Genomic DNA, 24,097 nt, shown 5'->3' with positions numbered 1-24,097 from the left:
CCCCCCCCCCCCCCCCCCCCCCACCCGTTATTCGGTGTACAGGGCGGGGGTGCTGTGCCTAGGAGCCGCCGCGCATGTCGGCTGAGATCGCCTCGGCGGCCGATCGCAGCAGCGGGATGGCGCGATCTGAGAAGGCCTGGTCGACGCGGCTGATGGGCCCGGACACGGAGATGGCCAGGGGAGCGGGGGCATCGGGAATCGACATCGCGAAGCAGCGCACACCCAGCTCTTGTTCCTGCTCGTCGATCGAGTACCCGCGGTCGCGGATGCGCACGAGCTCGGCCTCGAGATCCGCCACGGTGCCGATGCTGTACTGGGTGGGTGTGGGCATCCCGGCAGTCGTCACGATGTGACGCACCTGCTCGGGATCGAGCCCGGCGAGCATCGCCTTGCCCACTCCGGTGTCGTGCATATGGGCACGGCGGCCCACCTCGGTGAACATCCGCATCTGGTGCTGCGAGGCCACCTGATCGACGTAGACGACCATGTCTCCGTCGATGGTTGCAACGTTCGCGGACTCGCCGAGTTCGTCTACAAGGGTGCGCAGGTAGGGGCGGGCGATGGCGCCCAGCTGGGCGCCGGCGAGGTTGCCCAGACGGATCAGTCCCGGCCCCAGCGCATAGCCGCGGTTGGGCAGCTGACGCACCACGCCGAGGTTGACCAAAGTGTTGAGCAGGCGGTGAATCGTCGGGAGGGGAAGGCTCACCTCGGCGGCTATATGACTCAGCGTGGCAGAGCCGGAGGAGTTCGCGATGCACTCGAGCAACCCGAAGGCGCGCTCGACGGACTGGACGCCGCCCTTCGTCTGGCGGATCGCAGGGGCCTTCGTATCATTGCTGGTCATCCCAGTTCCTCTTCCTCGTCCATTGGATTCGTGTTCATTGACTTGTGTGGCAGTTCGACGATGAGTGCCGACGACATGAAAACCAGCATCGCTGCGCGAAACTGCCCCTCAGTCTAGTCCCGAAATGGAAGAAAGTTTCCGTTGGAGGCAGTTCTGGCTAGATTTTCCACTATACAGAAGATATTATCCGTACTACGGAAAAGACTTATCAGAGAGGATAACTCCCATGGCTGTTCCAAGCCCCGGATACTCAATCACTCTTCGAGTGGAGACTGCGGTCGGTCGGACATCGACGTCCGACCTCGTAGCCGCCGCTGCAGCCACCGGCGCCGCGATCACCGCGCTCGACGTCGTCGAATCCACCCCGCATACGGTGATGATCGACGTCAGCGCCGATACCCGCGATGTCGCACACGCCGACGAGGTATCGGCTGCACTCGACACTCTTGATGGGGTTGATGTCCACAAGGTCTCCGACCGGACCTTCCTGCTCCACCTCGGCGGTAAGCTCGAATCCACGCCCAAGGTGCCTCTGCGCAACCGCGACGACCTCTCCCGTGCCTACACCCCGGGCGTGGCCCGTGTGTGCATGGCCATCGCGGAGAACAAGGCCGATGCCCGTCGCCTCACGATCAAGCGCAACACAGTTGCGGTCGTCACCGACGGAACCGCAGTGCTGGGCCTCGGCGACATCGGGCCCGAAGCAGCGATGCCGGTGATGGAGGGCAAGGCTGTCCTGTTCAAGCAGTTCGCCGGTGTCGACGCCTGGCCCGTGGCGCTGGATACCAAGGACACCGAGGAGATCATCTCGATCTGCAAGGCCATCGCCCCGGCCTACGGCGGCATCAACCTCGAGGACATCTCCGCCCCGCGCTGCTTCGAGATCGAGGCCAGGCTCCGCGCCGAGCTCGACATTCCGGTCTTCCACGATGACCAGCACGGCACCGGCATCGTCACGCTCGCCGCGCTGAAGAACGCGCTCAAGGTCGTGGGCCGCAAGCTCGAAGACCAGCGCATCGTCGTCTCCGGCGTCGGCGCTGCCGGCAATGCGATCATCCGGCTGCTCCAGGTCGCGGGTGCTGCGAACATCATCGCCTGCGGCCGCGACGGCGCGATCGGGCCGAAGTCGACAGTCGACACTGAGCACAAGGTGTGGCTGCAGCGCAACACGAACCCCGAGGGCTTCGACGGCACACTGAAGGAAGCCGTCGTCGGCGCCGATGTGTTCATCGGCGTCTCTGCTCCGAACGTGCTCGACGGCGCTGACATCCAGGCCATGAACAAGGACGCCCTCGTCTTCGCGATGGCCAACCCCGACCCGGAGGTCGACCCCGCCGAGGCGCTCAAGTACGCCGCCGTCGTGGCCACCGGACGCAGCGACTACCCGAACCAGATCAACAATGTGCTGGCCTTCCCGGGCATCTTCCGCGGACTCCTCGACGCCGAGGCGACCGACATCGACGAGAACATCATGGTCGCCGCGGCGGACGCGATCGCTTCGTGCATTCCCGAAGATGAACTCCATCCGGGCTACGTCGTCCCGTCGGTCTTCGACCCCGAAGTGGCGAAGAAGGTGGCGGAGGCGGTCGCCGCTGTCTCCTCCTGATCTTCGACCGGTCTCCTGAAACAGGGGGCCGGTCGCTGTTTTATGAGAGACAATATTGGAAGACCAGTCCTCCCGCGCAATGATGCTACGAAAGAGAATGTGAAATTGGATCAATCAACGTTGGCCGACATCGACTCACTCCTGGCGGACACGGACGAGCTGCTGAGCACGCGGTATCCCGGCGAGCGCGAGGTCAGGCAGCCCGTGCACACCGTCTACGTCCCCGGGCACCTCTCGTCTCCGACCCTGCCCCGCGAATGGGGTGAGCAGGCGCTCGAATGCGTCGAGGCCAACGGAGGGATGGTCCAGCTGGCCGAACGCGTCATCATCGCCTCCCGCAAGGAGACGTTGGCCCACGACAGCCAGTCGATGCCCAATCTGCACCAGGTCGCCCGGGAAGCGGAGATGCTCGCCGAGGCGGTCACCAAGAAGCTTGCCGTCGAACCGATCGAGGACCTGCGGATGGACTTCGAAGACGGGTTCGGAGATCGTGGTGATGCGACCGAGGACGATTGTGTCCGTCAGGCCGCGCGCAACGCGATCGCAGGACTGAGCGAGACGGGCGCACCGGCGTTCATCGGGATCCGGTTCAAATGCATGGAGGCCGATACCCGGGCGCGCGGTCTGCGCACCTTGGACCTGTTCCTCGCCGAGGTGATCGCTGCCCACGGATCCCTGCCCAAGGCGCTGGTCCTCACTCTGCCGAAGGTCAGCACCGTTGACCAGGTGTCCGCCATGGTCCTTGCCTGCCGTGGTCTCGAAGCCCAGCACGGGCTCGCCGAGGGGTCGATCACCTTCGAGGTGCAGGTCGAGACCCCGCAGCTCATCCTCGGCGCCGACGGCACTGTGCCGCTGGCTCCCGTCCTCGACGCCGGTGCCGGGCGCATCACCTCCCTGCACTACGGCACCTATGACTATTCGGCTTCGATGGGTGTTGCCGCTGCCTATCAGGCCATGGACCACCCGGTGGCCGACTTCGCCAAGAATCAGATGATGCTCGCGGTCGCCGGCACCGGAGTCCACCTCTCCGACGGTTCGACGAACATCATGCCCCTCGGCGATCCCGAGGAGATCCAGCGAGCCTGGAGCCTGCACGCCGGACTGGTCCGCAGGCACCTCAAGCGCGGCATCTACCAAGGGTGGGACATGCATCCGCACCAGCTGCCCACACGCTTCCTCGCGACATTCCGCTTCTATCGTGAAGGGGCCGAGCGTGCGGCGACCCGACTGCGCAACTACGTGTTCCAGGAGGACTCGGCCGTCCTCGACGAGCCGGCGACGGCACGGGCGCTGGCCCGCTACCTGGGCCGTGGACTGTCCTGCGGTGCCCACACCGAGGAGTTCGTGACGGATCGGACGAAGATGTCGATCGCGACTCTCAACCACATCGCCGCCACCGGCGCGGCCGAGTGACCTGCCGCCAACCTCGGCGACACACAACCACCTGGCACTGACCAGCCCCGATCCGAAGGAGAACCCGCACATATGACGACGAGCGACCCCTACACCTATTTCGCACCGACCGGCGGGCACCCGCCGCAGACGGACCTGCTCACGGACCGTGCGATCGTCACCGAGGCCTACACTGTGATCCCACGCGGAGTCATGCGCGACATCGTGACCTCGAACCTGCCCGAATGGACGGGGACCCGTTCCTGGGTGCTGAGCAAGCCGGTGGCCGGGGGTGCGGTGACGTTCTCACAGACCATCCTCGAAGTCGCTCCGGGCGGAGGTGCCGAAAAGCCAGAGCCGCAGGTCGAGGTCGAGGGGTTCATCTTCCTCATGGCCGGCGAGCTCGAGATCACCCACGAGGGCCAGGCCCACACCCTGACGCCGGGCGGCTACGGCTTCCTGCCCGCCGGCTCGACGTGGAGCGTGAAGTCCACCGGCGCCGAGGCGGCACGCTTCCATTGGATCCGCAAGCGCTACCAGCCCGTGGCCGGCCTGAACCCGGAGGCCAAGTTCGGCCAGGAGTCCGACGTCGAGCCCGCAGCGATGCCGGGCACCGACAACCGGTGGCGCACGACGCGTCCGTTGGATCCCGACAATCTGGCCTATGACATGCACGTCAACATCGTGACCTTCGAACCCGGTGCCGTGATCCCTTTCGCCGAGACCCACGAGATGGAGCATGGCCTCTACGTGCTCGAGGGCAAGGCCGTCTACCGTGTCAACGGCGACTGGGTCGAGGTCCAGGAGGGTGACTTCATCTCGATGCGCGCCTTCTGCCCACAGGCCTGCTACGCCGGTGGACCGGGCCGCTTCCGCTACCTGCTCTACAAGGACGTCAACCGCCAAGTCGAGCTGTAGCTGCAGCCAGCGTTGGGGTGAATGAAGTAACCGCTTGCCGGAAGTGCCTGGGTAGAGCACAAGTGACGTGCTCTGGCACTTCTGGCAAGCGGTTACTGCATTCGGCCGGCTGCACGGCCGGGCGCCGCCGGCTGCGCGGCCGATCAGATCAGCTGCAGGGTGCGCGCCGTGTACTCGGAGAGCTCCTTGAGCAGGGTCTCGTCGTCGGCGAGGTTGCGGCCCAGCGAAGGCACCATGTCCTTGATGGAAGGCTCCCAGCTGCTGTACTGGCGAGGGAAGCAGGTCTTGAGCAGGTTGAGCATGATGGACACTGCCGTCGATGCACCGGGCGAGGCGCCCAGGAGAGCGGCGATCGAGCCATCGGCGGAGGAGATGAGCTCGGTGCCGAAGCTGAGCACACCGCCCTTGTTCGAGTCCTTCTTCATCACCTGCACGCGCTGACCGGCCTGGATGAACTCCCAGTCGCTGGGGTCGATGTTCGGGATGAACTCGTGCATCGATTCGAAGCGGGCCTTCTTCGACGCAGCCAGCTCGGAGACGAGGTAGGTGACGAGATCGGTGTTGTCCTTGGCCACGTTGAGCATCGTGGGCAGGTTGTTCCCGCGCACTGAGAAGGGCAGGTCGGTGAAGCGGCCGCCCTTGAGGAACTTGGGGGAGAAGCCGGCGTAGGGTCCGAACAGCAGGTAGTCCTTGCCGTCGACGACACGTGTGTCGAGGTGGGGCACCGACATAGCCGGGGCGCCGAAGGATGCCTGGCCGTAGACCTTGGCCTGGTGGCGGGCGACGAGGTCGGGGTTCGAGGTCCGCAGGAAGATGCCGGAGACAGGGAAGCCGCCGTAGCCGCGCCCCTCGGGGATGCCCGACTTCTGCAGCAGCGGCAGAGCACCGCCGCCGGCGCCGACGAAGACGAACTTCGCGTTGACCTTGTGGGTCTCATGGGAGAGGAGGTCCTTGACTGTGACGACCCAGCCGTCGGAGGAGCGTTCGAGGTCGGTGACCTGGTGGCTGGTGCGGATCGTGGCACCCTTGTCGCCGACATAGTTCAGCAGCTGATGTGACAGCGAACCGAAGTCGACGTCCGAGCCGATCTTCGTGCGCGAGATGCCATTGACCTGACCGGGTCCGCGGCCCTCGAACATCAGCGGCAGCCACTCGGCCTGGGTGTCAGGATCGTCGGTGTACTCCATCTCGGAGAACAGCGGATTGCGGACCATCTGCTCGTAGCGGTTCTTGATGTAGTCGCGTCCCTTCTCACCACGGCCGTAGCTGATGTGAGGGACCTGGTTGATGAAGGACTTCGGCTGTGCCAGGACGCCGTTGTCGACGAGGTGCGACCAGTACTGGCGGGAGTGATGGAACTGCTCGTTGATCTGCGAGGCCTTCGCGAGGTCGATGTGGCCGTTCTCGTCCTCAGGAGTGTAGTTGAGCTCGCACAGGGCGGCGTGTCCGGTGCCCGCGTTGTTCCACGGATCGGAACTCTCCTCGGCGACATAGTCGAGCTTCTCGTAGACCCGGATATCCCATTCGGGCTGAAGTTCGGTCAGCATGGCACCAAGAGTGGAGCTCATGATGCCGCCGCCGATCAAGACAACGTCAACCTTTTCCTGCGTTGAGGGCATTTCGACTCTCATCCTTCGTCACTGACTACAAGTATTCGACTCACAGACTACTCTCCGCGTCAGGTGAACCAGTAACCCGCCCCCGGGCGCAGGAGTCCCATGCGAGGAACCTCACAGCCGATGTTCGTCCGCAGCGTGAGGCATTTTCCGACCATTCGGACTTTTAGCCCCTGGACGCCTTGTGTCGCCCGCCACAGGATGTGCAAATATGGGCACATGTCGAATCACTTCCTTCTTCGTGATGCCCTGGCCGAATTCCCGCCCTATGTGCCGGGCAAACCCCCGGCCAGCGCACCAGGTCTGAAACCGTACAAGCTGTCCTCGAACGAGAACCATCTGGCACCGCTGCCGGGTGTCACCGACGCGATCGCAGACGCCGGGCGGGTGCCCGCGAACTACCCCGACCCGAAGTCGACGAAGCTGGTGACCGCTATCGCTGCCCACCTCGACGTCGATGAGGCCGCGATCGTCCCCGGCGCAGGCGCCTCAGAGATCCTCTCCGCACTGACGAACATCACCCTCGAAGCCGGCACCTCGGTCGTCTACCCATGGCCCTCCTTCGAGATGTACCCGATCCTCGCCTCGGCGCGTGGTGCGGAGAAGCGCCCCGTGCCCCTGCTCGAAGACGGTCGGCACGACTTCCAGGGACTGGTCGCCGCCATCGATGACACGACCCGCCTCATCCTGCTCTGTTCGCCCAACAACCCGACCGGACCGTCGGTCTCGACGTCCGAGCTCGACGGCTTCATGGCCGAGGTCCCAGCCGAGGTCATCGTCGTCCTCGACGAGGCCTACTTCGAGTTCGCCACCGCCGCCGAGGTGGTCGATGGGATGGACGCCTACCGGGAGTTCCCGAATCTGGTGCTGGCACGGACCTTCTCCAAGGCACATGGCCTGGCCGGTCTGCGTGTGGGCTACGGCGTCGCCGACCCGAGGATCGCAAGCGCACTGCGTCAGGTGATCGCACCCTTCAGCGTCACCTCGGCGGCACAGGTCGCTGCCGTGGAATCGCTGTCGCGCAATGACGAGGTCCTCGTCCGAGCCAAGGAGGTCGCGGCCACCCGTGACCAGCTCGAACAGGACCTGCGCGATGCCGGGCTCACCGTCTCCGACTCCCAGGGAAACTATGTGTGGGTCAGCCTCGGCGCAGAGGATGCACAGGCATTCGAAGCCGCGTGTGCCGAGCAGGCCGTCGCCATCCGGCGTCTGAGCGGGGGAGTTCGGATCAGCATCGGCGCCGACGAAGCGCTCGAGAGAGTGCGTGAGGTGGCCAAGTCCTTCGCAGAGTCCAGAACCGCATGAGCATCACAGCCCAGACTCCGATGCAGGACCTCGAGGCTCGGCTGAGCCCCGGCGCCCTTGTCACTGACCGCGATATCATCGACAGCTATGCCGTCGACAGGGCCCTGTTCTGCCCTGCCGGGCAGGCACTGGCCTTGGTGCGGGCGCGAACGGTCGACGATGTCGCGGCGGTGATGGTCTTCGCCACCGAGCATCGCATTCCTGTGGTCACTCAGGGTGCACGGACCGGGCTTTCGGGTGCTGCCAACGCAGTCGATGGCTGCCTGCTGCTCAATGTCGCCGGGATGGACGAGATCCTCGAGATCGACGCGGTCAACCAGACCTGTCGGGTCCAGCCCGGGGTCATCAATCAGGACCTCAAAACGGCGCTGGCCGAACACGGATTGTCCTATCCTCCCGATCCCGGGTCGGTGGCGATCTCGACGATCGGCGGCAATGTCGCCACCAACGCCGGCGGAATGTGCTGTGTGAAGTACGGCGTGACCAAGGACTACGTGCGCGCCATGACCGTGGTGCTCGCAGACGGCACCGTGACGAAGCTGGGGAGACAGACGGCCAAGGGAGTCGCGGGTCTCGACCTGGCGGCACTGTTCGTCGGCTCCGAAGGTACTTTGGGCACCATCGTCGAGGTGACTCTGGCCCTCAAACCGGCACTGCCCTCGCCGATCACCGCAGTCGGAATGTTTCCCGATACTGAGTCCGCCGGTCGTACAGTCACGGAGTTCATGGGGTCAGGGGCCAGCCCGTCGCTGCTCGAACTCCTCGACGGCCCCACAGTGAAGATGGTCAACGCCTACGGTGACTTCGGTCTGCCTGACGATGTCGGTGCGCTGCTGCTTGTCCAATCGAATGCCAAGGGCGCCGGAGCTGTCGAGGAGCTCGAAGCCTTCCAGCGCGTCGCCGAAGCCAACGGCAGCAGTGAGGTCTTCGTCTCCGATGACCCGGCCGATTCCGAGATGCTTGTCGCTGCCCGTCGTGCGGTGGGGCCGGCGATGGAGAAGTATGCGCACACGCGTGGTGGGGGAGAGCTCATCGACGATGTCTGCGTGCCGCGTTCGGCTCTCGGGGAGTTCTTCGAGAAGCTGCGCCTCATCGATGCTCGATTCGACGTTGAGGTCGCCACGGCAGGTCACGCCGGCGATGGGAACATGCATCCCTCTGTCGTCTTCGACGCCGGTGATGAGGATCAGGTGTCGCAGGCACAGGAGGCGTTCGCCGCGATCATGCAGCTGGGACTCGATCTGGGAGGGACGATCACGGGGGAGCACGGTGTCGGGTACCTCAAGCGTGAGTGGTTGAGCAACGAGCTCGATGCCGGAGCCAGGCTGATGCACACGCAGATCAAGGACGCCCTTGACCCGATGGGGATCCTCAATCCGGGGAAGATGCTGGGTTGAGGTCCTGCGCCGAGGCGACGAGACCGGCGATGTCGCCCGGCGTCGTCCGGCAGCAGCCGCCGATGATGCAGGCACCGGAGGACACCCACGATGACAGGGGCGCCGGGCTGGTGTCGAAGGCCGCACCTTCGCGCCATTCCATCGTGGCTGCATCGTAGGTCTCACCCGAATTCGGATAGGCGATGAGCGGAAGGTCCGTGGCGCTCGCTAAAGCTTTCAGTGCGGGTGAGACCAGCGATGGGCGCACGCAGTTGACGCCCAGTGCACGGATCATGGGTGAACCGGCAACCGCCTCGGCGAGGTCGATCAGGGGTGTCCCGTCGGCCATGTGATGACCATCGGCCAAGGTCACGCTCAGCCACGCAGGAATGCCGAACTCTGAGGCCAGTCCTGCGAGCACCCGGGCTTCCGGAAGCGAGGGCTGAGTCTCGATGGCCAACAAGCCGGCACCAGCACTGACCAGGGCCTCGATGCGCGGGCGGTGGAAGTCAGTGAACTCGGCATCGCTCAAGCTGTAGTCGCCGGTGTACTCGGCGCCATTGCCGATAGCGGCCCCATACGGTCCGACGGAACCGGCGACGAGGGCGGCGCCAGCTCGGGCGGCAACCTCCACGCTGGTCGCGATGAGTTCACTCCCCTCCTCGGCGGAGATCGATGCCCGCTCGAAACCCAAGGGGGTCGCCTGATAGCTGGCGGTCGTGACGATCCGGGCACCCGCGCGGATGAAGTCGGCGTGCACCTCGCCGAGCGTGTCAGGGGAATCCCGGAGCAGGGCCGCCGACCACAGCTCATGGCGCAGATCGATGCCGCGGGACTCGAGCGCAGTGCCCAGGCCGCCGTCGATGATGATGGGTTCGCCGCTGACTTCCGCGGCCCGGAGCATCTGGATGAAGGTTGTCGACATGCTCCCAGTTAAACTTGTCAGGTGACCCGAATCGAATCCTCCGCAGAATCTGAGACAGCCTCCTCAAACGACGGCAGCGCCGACGCCCCGGCCATCAACGACCGCTCCCGATTCGGGTTCGAGATCGGAACTCGCCTCGACGAGGGTGGGCGCACAGGCGTCATCCACACCCCGCACGGTGACATCGCGACTCCCGCGTTCATTCCCGTCGGCACCAAGGCCACGGTCAAGGCCGTGCGCCCCGACGAGGTGGAAGAACTCGGCGGTCAGGCGGTGCTCTCGAACGCCTACCACCTCTACCTGCAGCCAGGGTCCGAGCTCGTCGATGAGGCTGGCGGACTGGGAAAATTCATGAACTGGCCCGGCCCGACGTTCACCGACTCGGGCGGATTCCAGGTCATGAGCCTGGGCTCGGGTTTCAAGAAGGTCATCTCGATGGAGTCGACGGGGGAGCAGAACGATGATCTCGTTGCCGTCGGCAAGGAACGAATGTCGAATGTCGACGACGACGGTGTGACCTTCAAATCCCACCTCGACGGCAGCATGCACCGTTTCACCCCCGAGGTCTCCATGCGGGTCCAGCACGAACTGGGCGCCGACATCATGTTCGCCTTCGATGAGCTGACGACGCTGGTCAACACCCGCGGCTACCAGGTGCTGTCCTTGGAGCGCACTCGCCAGTGGGCACTGCGCTGCATCGAGGAGCACAAGCGGCAGACCGAAGCGCGCACGCACCGGCCCTACCAGGCGCTGTTCGGCGTGCTCCAGGGCGCACAGTATGAGGACCTGCGACGTAAGGCCGCGAGCGACCTGGGCGCGATGGACTTCGACGGCTTCGGCATCGGAGGCGCTCTGGAGAAGGAGAATCTCGGCACGATAATCCGCTGGGTATGCGAGGAGCTGCCGGAGAACAAGCCCCGTCACCTGCTGGGCATCTCGGAGCCCGATGACCTGTTCGAGGCGATCAAGACCGGTGCTGACACCTTCGACTGCGTCTCACCCTCGCGTGTTGCCCGCAATGCGGCCATCTACACGCGCGACGGGCGCTACAACCTCACCGGAGCGAAGTATCGACGGGACTTCGGCCCGCTTGACCCGGACTGCAAGTGCTACACCTGTGAGAACTACTCGCGGGCCTACCTGAGGCATCTGTACAAGGCGAAGGAGATGCTCTTCTCCACCCTGTGCACGATCCACAACGAGTACTTCGTCGTCAATCTCGTCGCCGAGATCCGACGGTCCATGGAAGAGGGCCGCTTCTTCGAACTCGAGACCGAGGTGCTCGGCCGCTACTACGCGAAGCAGCGCAGCTAGGCTGCCTTGCCGCCACCGGGCAGTTCGTAGCTGGGTTCGTGCTTCTTCACCAGCTTGATCACCCGGTAGGTGACGGGCATGAGGATGACTTCGACGGCGACCTTGTAGACGAAGCCGAAGACGATGTAGTTGATGAAGGCGAGGCCGGGGATGACGCCGGCGAAGGCGATGACGCAGAACAGCAGGGTGTCGACGAACTCACCGACGCCCGTCGATGTCAGCAGACGGACCCATAGCTTCTGCTCGCCCATCCGCTTCTTCACGGCCACGAGCACATAGGAATTGAGCAGCTGCCCGAAGAAGTATCCGATCAGCGATGCTGCGACGATGCGTGGGTAGAAGCCGAGGACAGCGGCGAACGCGTCCTGGTTCTCATAGCCCGGTCCCGGCGGTGAGATGAGCACGAGCCAGAAAACGAAGGTCGCTAGGATCTGCAGCCCGAAGCCGGTGATGACGGCCTTGCGGGCGGCCTTGAAACCGTAGACTTCGCTGATCACGTCGCCGAGGATGTAGGCGATGGGGAACAGGAAGGCACCGCCGTCGGTGACTACGGGTCCGAACCCGATGACCTTCGTCGCGGAGATGTTGGAGATGATGAGGATCGCCGAGAACACGGCGAGGATCACCGCGTAGTAGCGCCCCCTGGAGGAGGCGAAGGCCGCAAATCTGCTCGCAGCGCTCAGCGCATTCGAGCCTTCAGGGCTCGGCACCTTCTTCGACAACAGTGATTTCCTTCCCTCCGGTGATCGCCAGCAGCTGCTCGTATGTCAGCGGCATCACCGAATTCGGTGTGCCGGCGGCAGCCCAGAGAACAGGATAGTCCTTCAGCGCTGTGTCGACATACGTGGGAATCGGCTGCGGATGTCCACAGGGCGCGACACCGCCGATGACCTGGCCCGTTGCGGTGCGCACGAGGTCCTTGTCTGCTCGGTCAAGGGAGTCCGCGCCGATGAGCCTGGCCACGTGCTCCGTGTCCACGCGGTGACGTCCCGAGGTCATGATGAGCACCGGCTCCCCGCCGGAGGCGAAGATCAGGCTGTTGGCGATCGCGCCGACCTCGACACCGACCTTCTCCGCCGCCGAGGCTGCAGTGGGCGTGGCATCGGTGAAGAGTCTGATCTGTGGTTCGATCCCCTTCCCCTCGAGGACCTTGGCGACTTCAGCATGGTTGCGGTGTTCCTGTGGTTCGACGGCTTCGACCTCAGTGGGCTCTTCGACGGCTTCGACCGGTTCCTCCACCGGCTCCGCCAGCCCGCGACGGCGCAGCAGCGGCGCCACATCGGGGCGTGTTCCGAAGAACCGTTCGATCGCGCTCATCGGATCGATGGAGAAGCCGGGGGCCAGTATCGCTTCGCGGAAGGCATCGCCGGCCTCACGGTTGAGTCCACCTTGAGCGTCGAACCATTCGCTGACCCAGGCCGCAATGACCTCCGAATAGAGGTAGGAGTAGTAGCCGGCGGCATAGCCTGAGGCGAAGATGTGGCCGAAGTAGGTGGTGCGATAACGGGGTGGAACGAGAGTGGTGAACCCGGCAGCGGCGAGGACCTCGGATTCGAAGGAGAGGACGTCGGTGATGTGCTCGCCGGCTTCAAGGGAATGCCACGACAGGTCGAGCATGGCCGCGGCGAGGTATTCGGTCGTGTCGAATCCCTGCCCGAACTTCTCGCTTTCGATGAGGGCTGTGACCAGCGATTCGGGCATCGGCTCGCCCGTGTCGACGTGTTTGGCGTAGTGGGGGAGGACCTGTGGGTGGAAGCGCCACATCTCATTGAGCTGGGATGGGAATTCCACGTAGTCGCGTGGAACGGCGGTGCCGGCTGTCGACGGGTAGGTCGAGTTCGCGAACAGGCCGTGGAGGACGTGGCCGAATTCGTGGAAGAAGGTGTTGAGCTCGGTGGGGTTGAGCAGCGTCGGTCGGCCCTCGCCGGGCTTGGCCAGGTTGAGTGAGAGGGTGACGACAGGCAGGTGCCCGGTCAGCCGTGAACTCGTGACCAACTCGCCCATCCAGGCGCCACCGCGCTTCGTATCCCGGGAATACGGGTCGAGGAGGATGAGCCCCAGGGTGCGTTCATTGGCGTCCGTGACCTCGAAGGAACGAACATCTTCGTGCCAGCCGACGACTGACTCGCGTGGGGCGAAGGTGATTCCGTAGAGGCCCGTTGCGGCGCGGAAGACGCCCTCTTTGAGGACAGTGTCGAACTCGAAGTACTTGGCCACCTCGTCGGCATCGATGCCGAACTCATCTGCCCGGTATCGCGCTAGCTGGTGTTTGACATCCTCGGATGCGACATCATCGAGGCCGTAGCGGTCTTTGACCTGCGCCAACTCCGCCGCCAACTGAGCGTTGGCCGGGGCGATGAGCGAGGAGACGATGTCCGCAGCCGCATCGGGTCCGCCGGCGGTCTGGTTGTCGACTGCGAATGAAGAGTACGAGGGGTATCCCAACAGTTTCGCCTGCAGCGCTCGCAGCGCCGTGGTGTCGGCCACCTGGGTGCGGGTGTCGCCTTCGCCGCCTCGAGCGCCGCGCGAGGTTGAATTGCCGAGCACCAGTCTGCGGGTCTCGGCGGATTCCAGGGACTCGAGGACGAGCTGCTGAGTGAAGTTGTTCAGCGGCAGCAGATACCCGTCCGTGCCGCGTTCGGCGGCCCGGGTCGCGGCGGCGGCGACCTGGTCCTCGCTCAGCCCGGCCAGCTGCTGCGCGTCGCGGAGATGGACTGCGAGATCCCGGGTGTCCTTCTGCAGTGCACGTGAGAACGAGGTCGCCAAGGTCGTGAGTTCGGCCGCGATCGTACTCATCTGATCCCGCTCCTCTTCGCCGAGGCGGGCTCCCGCACGCACGAACTCCTCGACTGTGAGCTCCTGCTGACGTTTGTCCTCGGGGTTGAGATCGCTGGAGGGGACCTGTTCGATGCGGTGGAAGAGATCGACGTCGAGGAAGATCCGGGTCCGTGCCGCGGACAGGCGGTCCCACACCTCGGCGACGGCATCGGCGAGTTCGGGACGGAAATGATTCGACTCCACGGCGCTCACCACGGCCGCGATCCGGGCCATGGGAATGGTCGCGGATTCGAAGCGCACGGTTGTCGACACGAACGTCGGATCGTTCTCATCACCGATGATGTCTTCGACCTCGGAGCGCGCGAAGTCGGTGGCCGCCCTGACCGCAGCGATCAGTGATGCCGGAGTGACCGCGGAGAAGTCGGGCAGTGAGAAGTCGCCCTGTGGGTCGAGGAAAGCCTCCCAGACATCGATGCTGTTCGGATCGGAGCTCATCGTCGACGTACCACTTTCTACACGGTTGAAGGATTGTGCCAGGTCTCGCCCTCGATCCTAACGCGTGAACACGCTGAAGCGCATGGTCGCTGGTTACACTTGTCACCATGGGCAAAGGGCAGGGAAAGACGCTGACTCTCAACAGCGCATTCCGGGTCGGCTTCACCGGAACGCTCGGAGTGGGACTCGCATTCGGGCTGATCACGGCGCTGCAGTCCGTGGCGACTGTCATCATCTACATCGGCCTGGCCCTGTTCCTCGCGCTCGGCCTCGAACCGATCGTGTTGTGGCTGGTCGAACGCAAGCTGCCCCGGTCCCTGTCGGTCGTCCTCGTCGTTCTGGCGTTCCTCGCCATCGTCGCCGGGGCCGTGCTGCTCATCGCCCCTGCCGTCATCAGCCAGATCCAGCAGTTCATCGGCGATCTTCCGGACATCGTCGCGAGCCTGGCGGCTACAGGGTGGGTCGCCGACCTCGAACAGAGGTTCACCGGAGCCGTCGATCTCGACAAGATCTTCGCCAACCTCGGTGAGTGGGCATCCGACCCGAAGAACGTGGTGTCGTTGGGCGGCGGGGTCGTGTCCATCGGAGCCGGCATTCTCAGCTTCCTCGCCGGTGTCGTCATCGTCGTCATCCTCACCATCTACTTCGCCGTGACGATGCCGACGATCAAATCGGCCATGCTCTCCATCGTCGCTGCGAGCTCCCGACCGACCGTCGAATCCGTCACTGAGGAAGTCACCCGATCCATCGGACGCTACGTTCTGGGACAGGTTTCCTTGGGCATCGTCAACGGTGTGTGCTCGGCGATCTTCCTCACCATCATCGGTGCCCCGCTGCCGGCGCTGCTGGCGTTCATCGCGTTCCTCGCCTCGCTCATCCCGCTCGTCGGCCCGATCACCGGTGCGATCATCATCACCGGATCCTGCCTCATGGTCTCACCCGGCCTGGGGATCGCCGTCGGCATCTACTACCTCGTGTACATGCAGGTGGAGGCGTACCTGCTCAGCCCCCGCATCATGAAGACCGCGGTCAATGTGCCCGGTGCGCTCGTCATCATTGCGGCCATCGCCGGCGGCACCCTGGGCGGAGTTCTCGGCGCCGTGGTCGCTGTGCCCGTGGCCGCCTCGGGAATGATCATCATCCGCAAGGTCGTCGTGCCCGCGCAGGATAAGCGGTAGCAGCTAGTCCTGGTCGTCGGTGCGGTTTCGGCGGCTGCGGACGATGAGTCCGATGACGTACCTGACCAGGTAGTAGGTCATGAAGTATGCGACCGCGATGACGACGACGGCCGTCAATAGATCTCCGTTGCCCATCACAGGCAGGCCGACGAACACCGCGACCGTGAATGCCGCGAGATATGGAATCAGGCGGAGAACCGGGCTGTCGACATCGCTCATGTTCGTCAGCGTACCAAGTGCCGGTCCCCTCGCCGAGGACGCCCTGCCTGATCATGGTCATGCCGTTGGTGTGGGCCTGCGTCGCACCCGGTCAGAGGAAATGACAGCGGAACTTGGGCTCATCTGCTGAGACGTGACTGTAGTATGGAAAACGGCATGATATGTGGCACACATCACAGATGGGATCAATCATCATGGCGCTCCAGCAGAAACCCACCCTAGTCTCAAAGATCTTCGCCGAATTCCTCGGCACCTTCGTCCTCGTCTTCGGCGGCTGCGGCGCGGCCGTATTCGCAGCAAAGGTCGTCGGTGACGACGGCATCAATATGGGCATCGGATTCCTCGGCGTCGCGCTGGCGTTCGGTCTCACCGTCGTCGTCATGGCCTACGCCGTCGGACATGTCTCCGGTGGACACTTCAATCCCGCAGTGACGCTGGGCTGTGTACTTGCGGGCAGGACCCCGGTCAAGGACGCCGTTCCCTACTGGATCACACAGCTCGTCGCCGGAATCGTCGCCGGTGGAGTCGTTCTCCTCATCGCCTCGGGCAATCCCGACTATTCGCTTGCGAAGGACGGACTGGCGACGAACGGCTATGGAGAATTCTCCCCGAACGGATTCTCCTTGGTCAGCGTCCTCGTCGCCGAGTTCGTCCTCACCGCCATCTTCCTCTACGTCATCCTCGGGGCGACCGACGACAGGTCCCCGGTCGGAATGGCTCCTCTGGCGATCGGCCTCTCACTCACACTCATTCACCTCGTGGCCATTCCGGTGTCGAACACCTCGGTCAATCCGGCACGTTCCTTCGGTGTCGCGGTATTCGCCGGTGGAGACGCGCTCGGTCAGGTGTGGGTGTTCTTCCTCGCACCGCTTGCTGGTGCCGCCGTCGCCGGACTCACCTATAACCTTCTGTTCCCGAAGGCTGCCGAAGTTCCGATCACCGAGGGCGGATGACGCTGCCACCCTGGCCCGCGGAGGCACTGGTCTCTGGGCAGGTTCTGCTGCGAGCAGTGGACGCGCGGGACGTCGCAATGGCTCGGCAGCTGTCGACCGATCCCTATGTGCCGCAGACGGGTTCACTGCCAGGAGACGCCACCATGCAGGAAGCCAGTGACTGGGTCGAACGCCAGCAGGGTCGTCATGCAGAGGGAGCTGGCTTCTCCTTCACGATTGCGCGTCGAACCGATGATTTCGCGATCAGTCACTGCGGTCAGCTGGTCGGCGGCGAACGTCGCGACATGATCCTGTATTCCTCGGTACGGCGGGGGCACTCCACGAGGTGACCCACCCCATGACCGACTTGCTCGATATGGACTACCCATTCACCGGCCGATGGCTGGTCCAGAACAGTCCCGCCGACCGGGTGCCGAGTCACGGCACGACCCTCTTCGCGACCTCATACGCAATCGACTTCGTGCCGGTCGATGGCTCTGGGAGATCGGCGCCCTTCACCTTCGACTCCCTCCTCCGTCCGGAACCTCCGGAGAACTTTGTCGGCTTCGGCCGTCCGGTGCTCTCTCCGGTCGCAGGAACTGTCGTGGCCTCTCATGACGCTGAGCATGATCATCTCTCGTACCGCGGTGTCCCTTCGATCAGATACTCGCTGACGCAGGCCCGCCGTGTCGGCGCGGGCTGGCTTGCGCTCGCCGGCAATCACGTCATGGTCAGATGCCTCGGCGGTATAGTCTCGCTCTGCCATCTCCAGCATCGCAGCACACGGGTTCGGGCAGGGCAGCACGTTGAGATCGGCGAGGAGATCGGCCGGTGTGGAAACTCCGGCAACAGCACCCAACCGCACCTACATGTCCAAGCGTTCGACCGTGTCGACGTTGACCACGCCGTGGCTGCGCGCATTGCGTTCAGAGGCGCCTTGCCGTCGAACGGTTCGATCGTCTCGGGTGGAACGCTCGAATGAGAACCCGCCGACCAACTGGCCCTTATGTACGTGACAAACAATGATCGGTATAACTTGATCATGGTCACCGACTCCGCCTCTGAGTACGACCGGCCGATCTGAATCATCCTTGTGGCTTGATGCCGGACATTGAAGAATGTGCCCATGGCCGACAAGTTTCCTGATTGGGGCTTCGACAGATCGCTGGTGATCAAAGCGCCGGCTGCCCAGGTCTGGCCGCACGTGGCAGACCCGATTCGTTTGAGCAGATGGTGGTGTCCGCCGCCGACAGTGCAGATCGACTTCGAACCACGAGTCGGCAGCCCCTACGAGGAGCACTACAGCGACCGCGCCTACGAGTATGTGCTCGCTGGTGAGATCACTGTCTTCGACGAGCGGCGCTGCATCGCGATCCTTCGTTGGACGAATGGGCGCTTCGGCCGATCCGACAGTGTCGAGATCACGCTGCAACCTCATGGCGAGGAGACGAGGGTGACCATCGTGCATTGCTTTGACGACATTCCAATCGAACGCCGAGGCGAAGCGCGCGACTTCTTCGCCGACGGGTGGGACTTCAGCCTCGAACTCCTCCGGCGAAATATAATCAGAACCGACTAGAACCAGCTTTGTCGTCTGTCGTACCTGGTGCCGAACGCATCCTGCATGAGAACGGCGAACATCTCCGTCATACGGACAGCGACACTCGCATGCTCAGCGATCAGGTCGGCACCCTTTCCACCGAGAGCTGCGCGAACCGGCTTCAGCGCTGAGGCTGCCGGATCAGCTGCTGCAGCACGCAGCAGCTCCAACCGCCTGGACCCGGAGGTGTATCCGAGTTCGAACAGCGTCCAGTGAAACAGGTGCATGAGGCCGGTGTCACGGTCGAAGCCGCGATGAGTGGACAGCGATGACTCTTCGTCCGCGGTGAGCTCGAAATCGCTGTGGAGCGAGAGTCCGAAATCCGTGAAGATCAGTCTGCCGTCGTGGATGAGGATGTTTCCCGGATGCACGTCGAAGTGGTGGAATCCCTGCTTCTCCATCCACGCCGTGGCATCGATGATCTGGCCAACGGCCTCAGCAAACACCGTCGATCCGCTGCCTTCGGCCACGCTTCGGCGCACCCACGACCCCAAGGTCTCAGGCACATGTTCAAGGAAGAGCACCATGCTTGTGGGCGCGGACGTCATCTCGGAGAGCTTCGTCTCAACTTGAGGCCAAGAGGTGCCCCATCGGTGTTTCGGGCCGTCTCCGTCGAATTCGCTGAGGTCGGATTCGCACTTCAGATCGACGACTCTCCACCCGAGCAGGAGTGGAAAGAAGTCTGTCTCCCCGGAGCGGACCCAGTCGGAGGTGAGCGTGTGTGCTGACAGCTCGCGCCCGACACCATGCGCCGGGCTCCCGATCCCGTAGTGGCTGACAAACGGCAGTCCAGTGTGATTGCGGGTGGCGGTCGGATCCGAGGCTTCGCTGTGTGTGAGTGGAAGCTGCTTGATGAAGACAGGAGCTCCATCGATCTCAGCAGTTCTCGTGGTTCCACCGATGCCGACCCCTACTATCTCAGCGGTGTCGACGAGCGCACATACCTGTGAATCATCGAGTCTGTGGATCTCGGCAGAGATTCTACGGGCACTGCCCACGCGCGGAGTCATGACCTTACGCCGAGGCCGATCGTGTTTCCGGGTGATCCCTCGCCTGCTCTTGTGAAGAGAGCATAGAGCGATTCGCGATCGGCGGGAGAGAACGGTCGGACATCCATGGAGTCATTCTCTCAACTTCACCTCGACATCGTGCAGGTTCACCTCGAAATCGTGCAGGCTATTGTTCGTACACTCTCTCCGCCCTATGGTGAGAGGACACGGACTCGTCCGCTCCGCGCAGTCGACCACGACCATGCCCTGCACGCGAAACAATGCGTGCGAAGCGAGCGGATGGACTCACACGAAGGAGTGTCATGGCAGTCTACTCAGCACCCGGTACCGAAGGTTCGCTCGTCACGTTCAAGTCGCGCTACGAGAACTACATCGGAGGCGAGTGGGTGCCGCCGAAGAACGGCGACTACTTCGACAACATCACTCCCGTCACCGGACAGGCATTCACAGAGATCCCCAGTTCCACCGCCGACGATATCGAAACCGCCCTCGATGCGGCCTGGGCAGCAGCACCTGCATGGGGGAAGACCTCGGTCACCGAGCGCTCGAACATCCTCCTCAAGATCGCTGATCGCATGGAAGAGAATCTTGAGATGCTCGCGGTCGCCGAGACCTGGGACAACGGCAAGGGCATCCGCGAACCACTGGCCGCCGACATCCCACTGGCCATCGACCACTTCCGCTATTTCGCCGCAGCGATCCGGGCCCAAGAAGGTGGCCTGTCGCAGATCGACGACGACACCGTGGCCTATCACTTCCACGAACCGCTCGGCGTCGTCGGACAGATCATCCCGTGGAACTTCCCCATCCTCATGGCCACGTGGAAGCTGGCACCGGCGCTCGCCGCAGGCAACTGCGTCGTCCTCAAGCCCGCCGAGCAGACTCCGGCCTCGATCCTCATCCTGGCTGAACTCGTCGGCGATCTGCTGCCACCCGGTGTCCTCAACATCGTCAACGGCTTCGGCGTCGAGGCAGGCAAACCCCTGGCCTCGAACAAGCGGATCAAGAAGATCGCGTTCACCGGTGAGACGACGACCGGTCGTCTGATCATGCAGTACGCCTCGCAGAACATCATCCCGGTCACCCTGGAGCTCGGCGGCAAGTCACCGAACATCTTCTTCGAAGACGTCCTCGCCGCCGACGACAGCTACCGCGACAAGGCGCTCGAAGGCTTCGCGATGTTCGCACTCAATCAGGGTGAAGTCTGTACCTGCCCGTCTCGCGCTCTTGTCCAGGAGTCGATCTTCGATGACTTCGTCGCAGCCGGTGTCGAGCGTGTGCGTGCGATCAAGCAGGGCAATCCGCTCGACACCGATACCCAGGTCGGCGCGCAGGCCTCGAATGATCAGTACGAGAAGATCATGTCCTACCTGCAGATCGGCAAGGACGAAGGTGCCGAGGTGCTCATCGGCGGTGACAAGGCCGAACTCGAAGGAGATCTCTCAGGCGGCTTCTACGTCCAGCCCACCATCTTCAAGGGCTCGAACAATATGCGGATCTTCCAGGAGGAGATCTTCGGTCCTGTCGTAGCGCTGACCTCGTTCAAGGACTACGACGACGCCATCACCACCGCCAACGACACGCTCTACGGTCTGGGGGCCGGCGTCTGGGCCCGCACCGGCAATATCGCCTACCGTGCTGGCCGTGACATCCAGGCCGGCCGTGTCTGGGTGAACAACTATCACGCCTATCCGGCCCATGCCGCGTTCGGCGGATACAAATCATCGGGAATCGGCCGAGAGAACCACCTGATGATGCTCGACCACTACCAGCAGACGAAGAACCTGCTGGTCAGCTACTCGGAGAACGCACAAGGATTTTTCTGATGAGTGAATCGACACAGACAGCAGCACTGGAGTCCACCCCCACCATCGGCGGGGAGGAGAAGTCCCGGGTTGCCATGACACAGGCCGCCGTCGACCTCCTCGGCGAACTGGTCGCCAAACACGGTCACCTGATGTTCCACCAGTCGGGTGGCTGCTGCGACGGGTCCTCGCCGATGTGCTTCCCGGAAGGCGACTTCCTCACCTCCGATGCGGACGTCCTGCTCGGACACTTCGAACTGCCCATCGACGACAGCGAGAAGTCCGGCATCGACTTCTGGATGTCGGTCGAGCAGTTCGAATACTGGAAGCACACACATCTGACGGTCGATGTGGTGCCCGGACGGGGAAGCGGCTTCAGCGTCGAGTCACCGACGGGCAATCGCTTCATCATCCGGTCGACGCTCATGGACGTCGGCTGACGCCAGTCAGTTCGCCTGACGCTTCTGCTCTGCGCCGAGGTGGCGCTTCGGTGCTGCTCGGATGTGGGCTCGTTCTCCCTGCTTGCCGACGAGGCTGAGGAATTCGACCGGTCCTGAGCTGGTGGCGCCGAACCAGTGCGGAGTGCGAGTGTCGAACTCGGCGGCCTCGCCCGGTTCGAGGATGAGGTCGTGTTCGCCCAGGACGAGTCGGAGTCTGCCGTTGAGGACGAACGCCCAGTCATAGCCGTCATGGGTGCGCAGCTCGGGCACTGCCTCGTCGTCCCCGGCGGGAAGGATGAATTTGTAGGCCTGGATGCCCCCGGCCCGACGAGTCAGAGGCAGGATGGTCCGACCGTCACCACTGGGGATCGGACGCAGATTGATGCGCGGATCCCCGGTCGGGGGAGCATCGACGAGCTCGTCGAGAGTGGCACCGAATGCGCGCGCCAGGGGCAGAAGCTGTTCGAGGCTGGGGCGGCGGTGACCAGCCTCGAGCCGGGACAGTGTGCTGATCGAGATGCCGGTCTCTTCGGAAAGATCGGTCAGAGTGATGCCGCGGCGCTGTCGCAGCTGCTTCAAGCGTGGTCCGACAGCATCGAGGGTGCGGTCCATGAGTTCATCCATACTCACGATTTTGCCATTCGGCAAACTCATTTGCAATGGCGAGTTGTGCTTGTCACCATCGAAGTAGTGGAACGTCGCAGAGGCAGTTCCTGATTTCTTGGGAGGACGAGAGGCATGGCAGGGAATATGAGCGCGGCAGGGAATAGGAGCGCAATCCGAGACGTCGTGATCGTGGGAGCGGGAGCAGCTGGCCTCAGTGCGGCATTGACATCGGCCCGCGCACGCAGGAGCGTGACCGTGATCGACGCGGGTCAACCTCGCAACGCTCCCGCGGATGGAGTGCACGGCCTGCTGGGCCACGAAGGCATCAGTCCGCAGGAGCTGCTGGCGAGAGGACGAGAAGAGGTGCTCAGCTACGGAGGGGAGATCATCGACGATGAAGTCGTCGCAGTCAGCGGTGCTGAAGACGGTTTCACGCTCACCCTGCGCGATGGGAGCGCCGTCGAAGGCAGGCGCCTGCTCATTGCGACCGGCTTGGTCGACGAGCTGCCCGAGATCCCCGGTGTCCGCGAGCAGTGGGGCTATGGCGTGCTCCATTGCCCGTACTGCCATGGGTGGGAGGTTCGGGATGGCCGCATCGCAGTCCTCGTCACCACCCCGATGGCCGTCCACAAGGCATTCCTGTTCCGCCAGTGGAGTGACCAGGTGATGCTCTTCGCCGGAGACCACGAGCTGAGCGAGGAGGAGCAGATCAAGCTGCAGGCACTCGACATCCCAGTGATCGAAGGCGGCATCGAGGGGCTCGAAATCATCGACGATACACTCACCGGTGTACGCCTGGACGATGGGCAGGTCGTTGCTGTGGACGCGGTGGTCGTGGCCACACCGATGGTCGCGCGCAGCGAACTGTTCGCGGGCATCGGTCTCGAACCCACGGCACATCCAGCAGGAGCTTTCATCGACTCCGAATCCTTCGGACTGACCTCAGTCCCGGGTGTCTGGGTCGCCGGCAACGCCACGGACATCGGAGCACAGGTCAGCGGCGCGGCGGCAGCAGGAGCGCTCGCCGCCCAGCACATCAACACCGATCTCATCTTCAAGGACCTCGACCGTGCAGTGGCAGAGCTGAACGACGAGCGGGCCGGGAGGGCAAGCTGATGACTCACTCATTCGATAAGAACTACTGGGATGACATCTGGGACGGCGAACGAGCCCCCATGATGAGTTCAGACGATCCGAACCCCCACCTGGTCCACGAGATCGGTGAGCTCGAACCCGGGACTGCCCTCGATGCCGGTTGCGGTGCCGGAGCAGAAGCCATCTGGCTGGCGGACAGGGGATGGGATGTCACCGGCGCCGACGTCGCCGACACTGCGCTCAACTATGCCGAGGATCGTGCGGCCGCTGCCGGGATGGCCGGGCGAATCGCATGGGTCCGGGCTGACCTGTCCGTCTGGGTGCCGGAGACGCAGTACGATCTGGTCACCACCCACTATGCGCATCCTGCGATGGGGCAGCTGGACTTCTACGACCGCATCGCCTCCTGGGTGGCACCCGGCGGAACCCTGCTCATCGTCGGCCACCTCCACCGCGGCCATAGCGAATCTCATCCACCTGCAGAAGCCTCAGCCACCGCCGCCTCCATCACGGATCGTCTCGATCCAGCAGTCTGGACCGTCGTCACCGCCGAAGAGTCACAGCGGACGATGGTCGGACCTGGAGGCCGCGCAATCACCATCGACGACGTCGTGGTGAAGGCTGGCCGCGACTGTTGAGCCGG

The 24,097-nt window shown here is 63.7% G+C and carries 23 protein-coding genes; 15 read left to right on the top strand and 8 right to left on the bottom strand.

Annotated elements, in window-relative coordinates:
- Positions 1 to 58: 58 nt before the first annotated feature.
- Entirely contained in the window at positions 59 to 844 is a 786-nt protein-coding gene (locus ACE03M_RS18820) for an IclR family transcriptional regulator (protein WP_143922181.1), read from the bottom strand.
- 226 nt (positions 845 to 1,070) lie between these two features.
- Here ACE03M_RS18820 and ACE03M_RS18815 point away from each other — a divergent pair, with 226 nt between their 5' ends.
- The 3 genes from ACE03M_RS18815 to ACE03M_RS18805 all read left to right on the top strand — a co-directional run bounded on the left by ACE03M_RS18815 (position 1,071) and on the right by ACE03M_RS18805 (position 4,760).
- On the top strand, positions 1,071 to 2,450 hold the full coding sequence (locus tag ACE03M_RS18815; protein WP_143922180.1) for an NAD-dependent malic enzyme: 1,380 nt from the start codon (positions 1,071 to 1,073) through the stop codon (positions 2,448 to 2,450).
- Between the two features lie 105 nt (positions 2,451 to 2,555).
- Positions 2,556 to 3,863 carry a DUF6986 family protein gene (locus tag ACE03M_RS18810; protein WP_485935508.1) on the top strand — a complete coding sequence of 436 codons (1,308 nt, stop codon included), beginning with the start codon at positions 2,556 to 2,558 and terminating at the stop codon, positions 3,861 to 3,863.
- Positions 3,864 to 3,935: 72 nt separating this feature from the next.
- Entirely contained in the window at positions 3,936 to 4,760 is an 825-nt protein-coding gene (locus ACE03M_RS18805; RefSeq protein ID WP_485935507.1) for a bifunctional allantoicase/(S)-ureidoglycine aminohydrolase, read from the top strand.
- 143 nt (positions 4,761 to 4,903) lie between these two features.
- On the opposite strand, the gene ACE03M_RS18800 is transcribed toward ACE03M_RS18805, so the two are convergent.
- Positions 4,904 to 6,379 carry a malate:quinone oxidoreductase gene (locus tag ACE03M_RS18800; RefSeq protein WP_485935506.1) on the bottom strand — a complete coding sequence of 492 codons (1,476 nt, stop codon included), beginning with the start codon at positions 6,377 to 6,379 and terminating at the stop codon, positions 4,904 to 4,906.
- A gap of 216 nt (positions 6,380 to 6,595) precedes the next feature.
- Between ACE03M_RS18800 and hisC the strand changes: the two genes are divergently transcribed.
- On the top strand, positions 6,596 to 7,681 hold the full coding sequence (gene hisC, locus ACE03M_RS18795; protein ID WP_485935505.1) for a histidinol-phosphate transaminase: 1,086 nt from the start codon (positions 6,596 to 6,598) through the stop codon (positions 7,679 to 7,681).
- A complete protein-coding gene (locus ACE03M_RS18790) occupies positions 7,678 to 9,078 on the top strand; it encodes an FAD-binding oxidoreductase (protein WP_485935504.1) in 1,401 nt (466 codons plus the stop codon). Before hisC ends, ACE03M_RS18790 begins: the two co-directional genes overlap by 4 nt.
- On the opposite strand, the gene mmuM is transcribed toward ACE03M_RS18790, so the two are convergent.
- Complete coding sequence (mmuM, locus tag ACE03M_RS18785; protein WP_485935503.1) at positions 9,053 to 9,982, bottom strand: homocysteine S-methyltransferase; 930 nt, start codon at positions 9,980 to 9,982, stop codon at positions 9,053 to 9,055. The genes ACE03M_RS18790 and mmuM overlap by 26 nt on opposite strands.
- Positions 9,983 to 10,003: 21 nt before the next feature.
- On the opposite strand from mmuM, the gene tgt reads away from it, so the two are divergent.
- On the top strand, positions 10,004 to 11,296 hold the full coding sequence (gene tgt / locus ACE03M_RS18780; protein ID WP_485935502.1) for a tRNA guanosine(34) transglycosylase Tgt: 1,293 nt from the start codon (positions 10,004 to 10,006) through the stop codon (positions 11,294 to 11,296).
- Here tgt and ACE03M_RS18775 read toward each other — a convergent pair.
- Positions 11,293 to 12,018: a queuosine precursor transporter gene (locus ACE03M_RS18775; RefSeq protein ID WP_485935501.1), complete on the bottom strand. Its 726-nt coding sequence runs from the start codon at positions 12,016 to 12,018 to the stop codon at positions 11,293 to 11,295. The two genes, tgt and ACE03M_RS18775, sit on opposite strands and share 4 nt — an antisense overlap.
- Positions 11,993 to 14,569, bottom strand: coding sequence for a M3 family metallopeptidase (locus tag ACE03M_RS18770; protein WP_485935500.1), 2,577 nt, complete (start codon positions 14,567 to 14,569; stop codon positions 11,993 to 11,995). The genes ACE03M_RS18775 and ACE03M_RS18770 overlap by 26 nt, the downstream gene beginning before the upstream one ends.
- Before the next feature lie 107 nt (positions 14,570 to 14,676).
- On the opposite strand from ACE03M_RS18770, the gene ACE03M_RS18765 reads away from it, so the two are divergent.
- A complete protein-coding gene (locus ACE03M_RS18765; RefSeq protein WP_143922171.1) occupies positions 14,677 to 15,747 on the top strand; it encodes an AI-2E family transporter in 1,071 nt (356 codons plus the stop codon).
- Positions 15,748 to 15,750: 3 nt separating this feature from the next.
- Here the strand turns inward: ACE03M_RS18765 and ACE03M_RS18760 are convergent, their stop codons facing one another.
- A complete protein-coding gene (locus tag ACE03M_RS18760; protein ID WP_143922170.1) occupies positions 15,751 to 15,966 on the bottom strand; it encodes a hypothetical protein in 216 nt (71 codons plus the stop codon).
- Positions 15,967 to 16,145: 179 nt separating this feature from the next.
- Here ACE03M_RS18760 and aqpZ point away from each other — a divergent pair, with 179 nt between their 5' ends.
- From aqpZ to ACE03M_RS18740, 4 genes are all read left to right on the top strand, one after another.
- Positions 16,146 to 16,919 (top strand): aquaporin Z, encoded by a 774-nt coding sequence (gene aqpZ, locus ACE03M_RS18755; RefSeq protein WP_260848068.1) that lies wholly within the window; start codon positions 16,146 to 16,148, stop codon positions 16,917 to 16,919.
- On the top strand, positions 16,916 to 17,248 hold the full coding sequence (locus ACE03M_RS18750; protein ID WP_485935499.1) for a GNAT family protein: 333 nt from the start codon (positions 16,916 to 16,918) through the stop codon (positions 17,246 to 17,248). Before aqpZ ends, ACE03M_RS18750 begins: the two co-directional genes overlap by 4 nt.
- A gap of 8 nt (positions 17,249 to 17,256) precedes the next feature.
- Positions 17,257 to 17,880 carry a M23 family metallopeptidase gene (locus ACE03M_RS18745; RefSeq protein WP_485935498.1) on the top strand — a complete coding sequence of 208 codons (624 nt, stop codon included), beginning with the start codon at positions 17,257 to 17,259 and terminating at the stop codon, positions 17,878 to 17,880.
- Positions 17,881 to 18,024: 144 nt separating this feature from the next.
- Positions 18,025 to 18,477, top strand: coding sequence for an SRPBCC family protein (locus ACE03M_RS18740; RefSeq protein WP_485935497.1), 453 nt, complete (start codon positions 18,025 to 18,027; stop codon positions 18,475 to 18,477).
- Here ACE03M_RS18740 and ACE03M_RS18735 read toward each other — a convergent pair.
- Positions 18,474 to 19,508, bottom strand: a complete 1,035-nt coding sequence (locus tag ACE03M_RS18735; protein ID WP_485935496.1) for a BUD32 family EKC/KEOPS complex subunit — start codon at positions 19,506 to 19,508, stop codon at positions 18,474 to 18,476. The genes ACE03M_RS18740 and ACE03M_RS18735 overlap by 4 nt on opposite strands.
- Before the next feature lie 302 nt (positions 19,509 to 19,810).
- Here ACE03M_RS18735 and exaC point away from each other — a divergent pair, with 302 nt between their 5' ends.
- Positions 19,811 to 21,334, top strand: a complete 1,524-nt coding sequence (gene exaC, locus ACE03M_RS18730; protein ID WP_143922165.1) for an acetaldehyde dehydrogenase ExaC — start codon at positions 19,811 to 19,813, stop codon at positions 21,332 to 21,334.
- Entirely contained in the window at positions 21,334 to 21,753 is a 420-nt protein-coding gene (locus ACE03M_RS18725; protein WP_485935495.1) for a DUF779 domain-containing protein, read from the top strand. Before exaC ends, ACE03M_RS18725 begins: the two co-directional genes overlap by 1 nt.
- Before the next feature lie 6 nt (positions 21,754 to 21,759).
- Here the strand turns inward: ACE03M_RS18725 and ACE03M_RS18720 are convergent, their stop codons facing one another.
- Positions 21,760 to 22,377, bottom strand: a complete 618-nt coding sequence (locus ACE03M_RS18720) for a helix-turn-helix domain-containing protein (RefSeq protein WP_143922163.1) — start codon at positions 22,375 to 22,377, stop codon at positions 21,760 to 21,762.
- A gap of 114 nt (positions 22,378 to 22,491) precedes the next feature.
- Between ACE03M_RS18720 and ACE03M_RS18715 the strand changes: the two genes are divergently transcribed.
- Positions 22,492 to 23,475, top strand: a complete 984-nt coding sequence (locus ACE03M_RS18715; protein WP_485935494.1) for an NAD(P)/FAD-dependent oxidoreductase — start codon at positions 22,492 to 22,494, stop codon at positions 23,473 to 23,475.
- Positions 23,475 to 24,092 (top strand): class I SAM-dependent methyltransferase, encoded by a 618-nt coding sequence (locus ACE03M_RS18710; protein ID WP_143922162.1) that lies wholly within the window; start codon positions 23,475 to 23,477, stop codon positions 24,090 to 24,092. Before ACE03M_RS18715 ends, ACE03M_RS18710 begins: the two co-directional genes overlap by 1 nt.
- The last annotated feature ends 5 nt before the right edge of the window (positions 24,093 to 24,097 follow it).

The organism is Brevibacterium sp. AGC70 (assembly GCF_057334195.1).
This window is presented reverse-complemented; position numbering and strand designations above follow the sequence as displayed.

Coding starts and splice junctions, on each gene's coding strand:
- ACE03M_RS18820 (WP_143922181.1), bottom strand. CDS start 844: ATGACCAGCAATGATACGAAGGCCCCTGCGATCCGCCAGACGAAGGGC.
- ACE03M_RS18815 (WP_143922180.1), top strand. CDS start 1,071: ATGGCTGTTCCAAGCCCCGGATACTCAATCACTCTTCGAGTGGAGACT.
- ACE03M_RS18805 (WP_485935507.1), top strand. CDS start 3,936: ATGACGACGAGCGACCCCTACACCTATTTCGCACCGACCGGCGGGCAC.
- ACE03M_RS18800 (WP_485935506.1), bottom strand. CDS start 6,379: ATGCCCTCAACGCAGGAAAAGGTTGACGTTGTCTTGATCGGCGGCGGC.
- hisC (WP_485935505.1), top strand. CDS start 6,596: ATGTCGAATCACTTCCTTCTTCGTGATGCCCTGGCCGAATTCCCGCCC.
- ACE03M_RS18790 (WP_485935504.1), top strand. CDS start 7,678: ATGAGCATCACAGCCCAGACTCCGATGCAGGACCTCGAGGCTCGGCTG.
- mmuM (WP_485935503.1), bottom strand. CDS start 9,982: ATGTCGACAACCTTCATCCAGATGCTCCGGGCCGCGGAAGTCAGCGGC.
- ACE03M_RS18770 (WP_485935500.1), bottom strand. CDS start 14,569: ATGAGCTCCGATCCGAACAGCATCGATGTCTGGGAGGCTTTCCTCGAC.
- ACE03M_RS18765 (WP_143922171.1), top strand. CDS start 14,677: ATGGGCAAAGGGCAGGGAAAGACGCTGACTCTCAACAGCGCATTCCGG.
- ACE03M_RS18760 (WP_143922170.1), bottom strand. CDS start 15,966: ATGAGCGATGTCGACAGCCCGGTTCTCCGCCTGATTCCATATCTCGCG.
- aqpZ (WP_260848068.1), top strand. CDS start 16,146: ATGGGATCAATCATCATGGCGCTCCAGCAGAAACCCACCCTAGTCTCA.
- ACE03M_RS18750 (WP_485935499.1), top strand. CDS start 16,916: ATGACGCTGCCACCCTGGCCCGCGGAGGCACTGGTCTCTGGGCAGGTT.
- ACE03M_RS18745 (WP_485935498.1), top strand. CDS start 17,257: ATGACCGACTTGCTCGATATGGACTACCCATTCACCGGCCGATGGCTG.
- ACE03M_RS18740 (WP_485935497.1), top strand. CDS start 18,025: ATGGCCGACAAGTTTCCTGATTGGGGCTTCGACAGATCGCTGGTGATC.
- ACE03M_RS18735 (WP_485935496.1), bottom strand. CDS start 19,508: ATGACTCCGCGCGTGGGCAGTGCCCGTAGAATCTCTGCCGAGATCCAC.
- exaC (WP_143922165.1), top strand. CDS start 19,811: ATGGCAGTCTACTCAGCACCCGGTACCGAAGGTTCGCTCGTCACGTTC.
- ACE03M_RS18725 (WP_485935495.1), top strand. CDS start 21,334: ATGAGTGAATCGACACAGACAGCAGCACTGGAGTCCACCCCCACCATC.
- ACE03M_RS18720 (WP_143922163.1), bottom strand. CDS start 22,377: ATGGATGAACTCATGGACCGCACCCTCGATGCTGTCGGACCACGCTTG.
- ACE03M_RS18715 (WP_485935494.1), top strand. CDS start 22,492: ATGGCAGGGAATATGAGCGCGGCAGGGAATAGGAGCGCAATCCGAGAC.
- ACE03M_RS18710 (WP_143922162.1), top strand. CDS start 23,475: ATGACTCACTCATTCGATAAGAACTACTGGGATGACATCTGGGACGGC.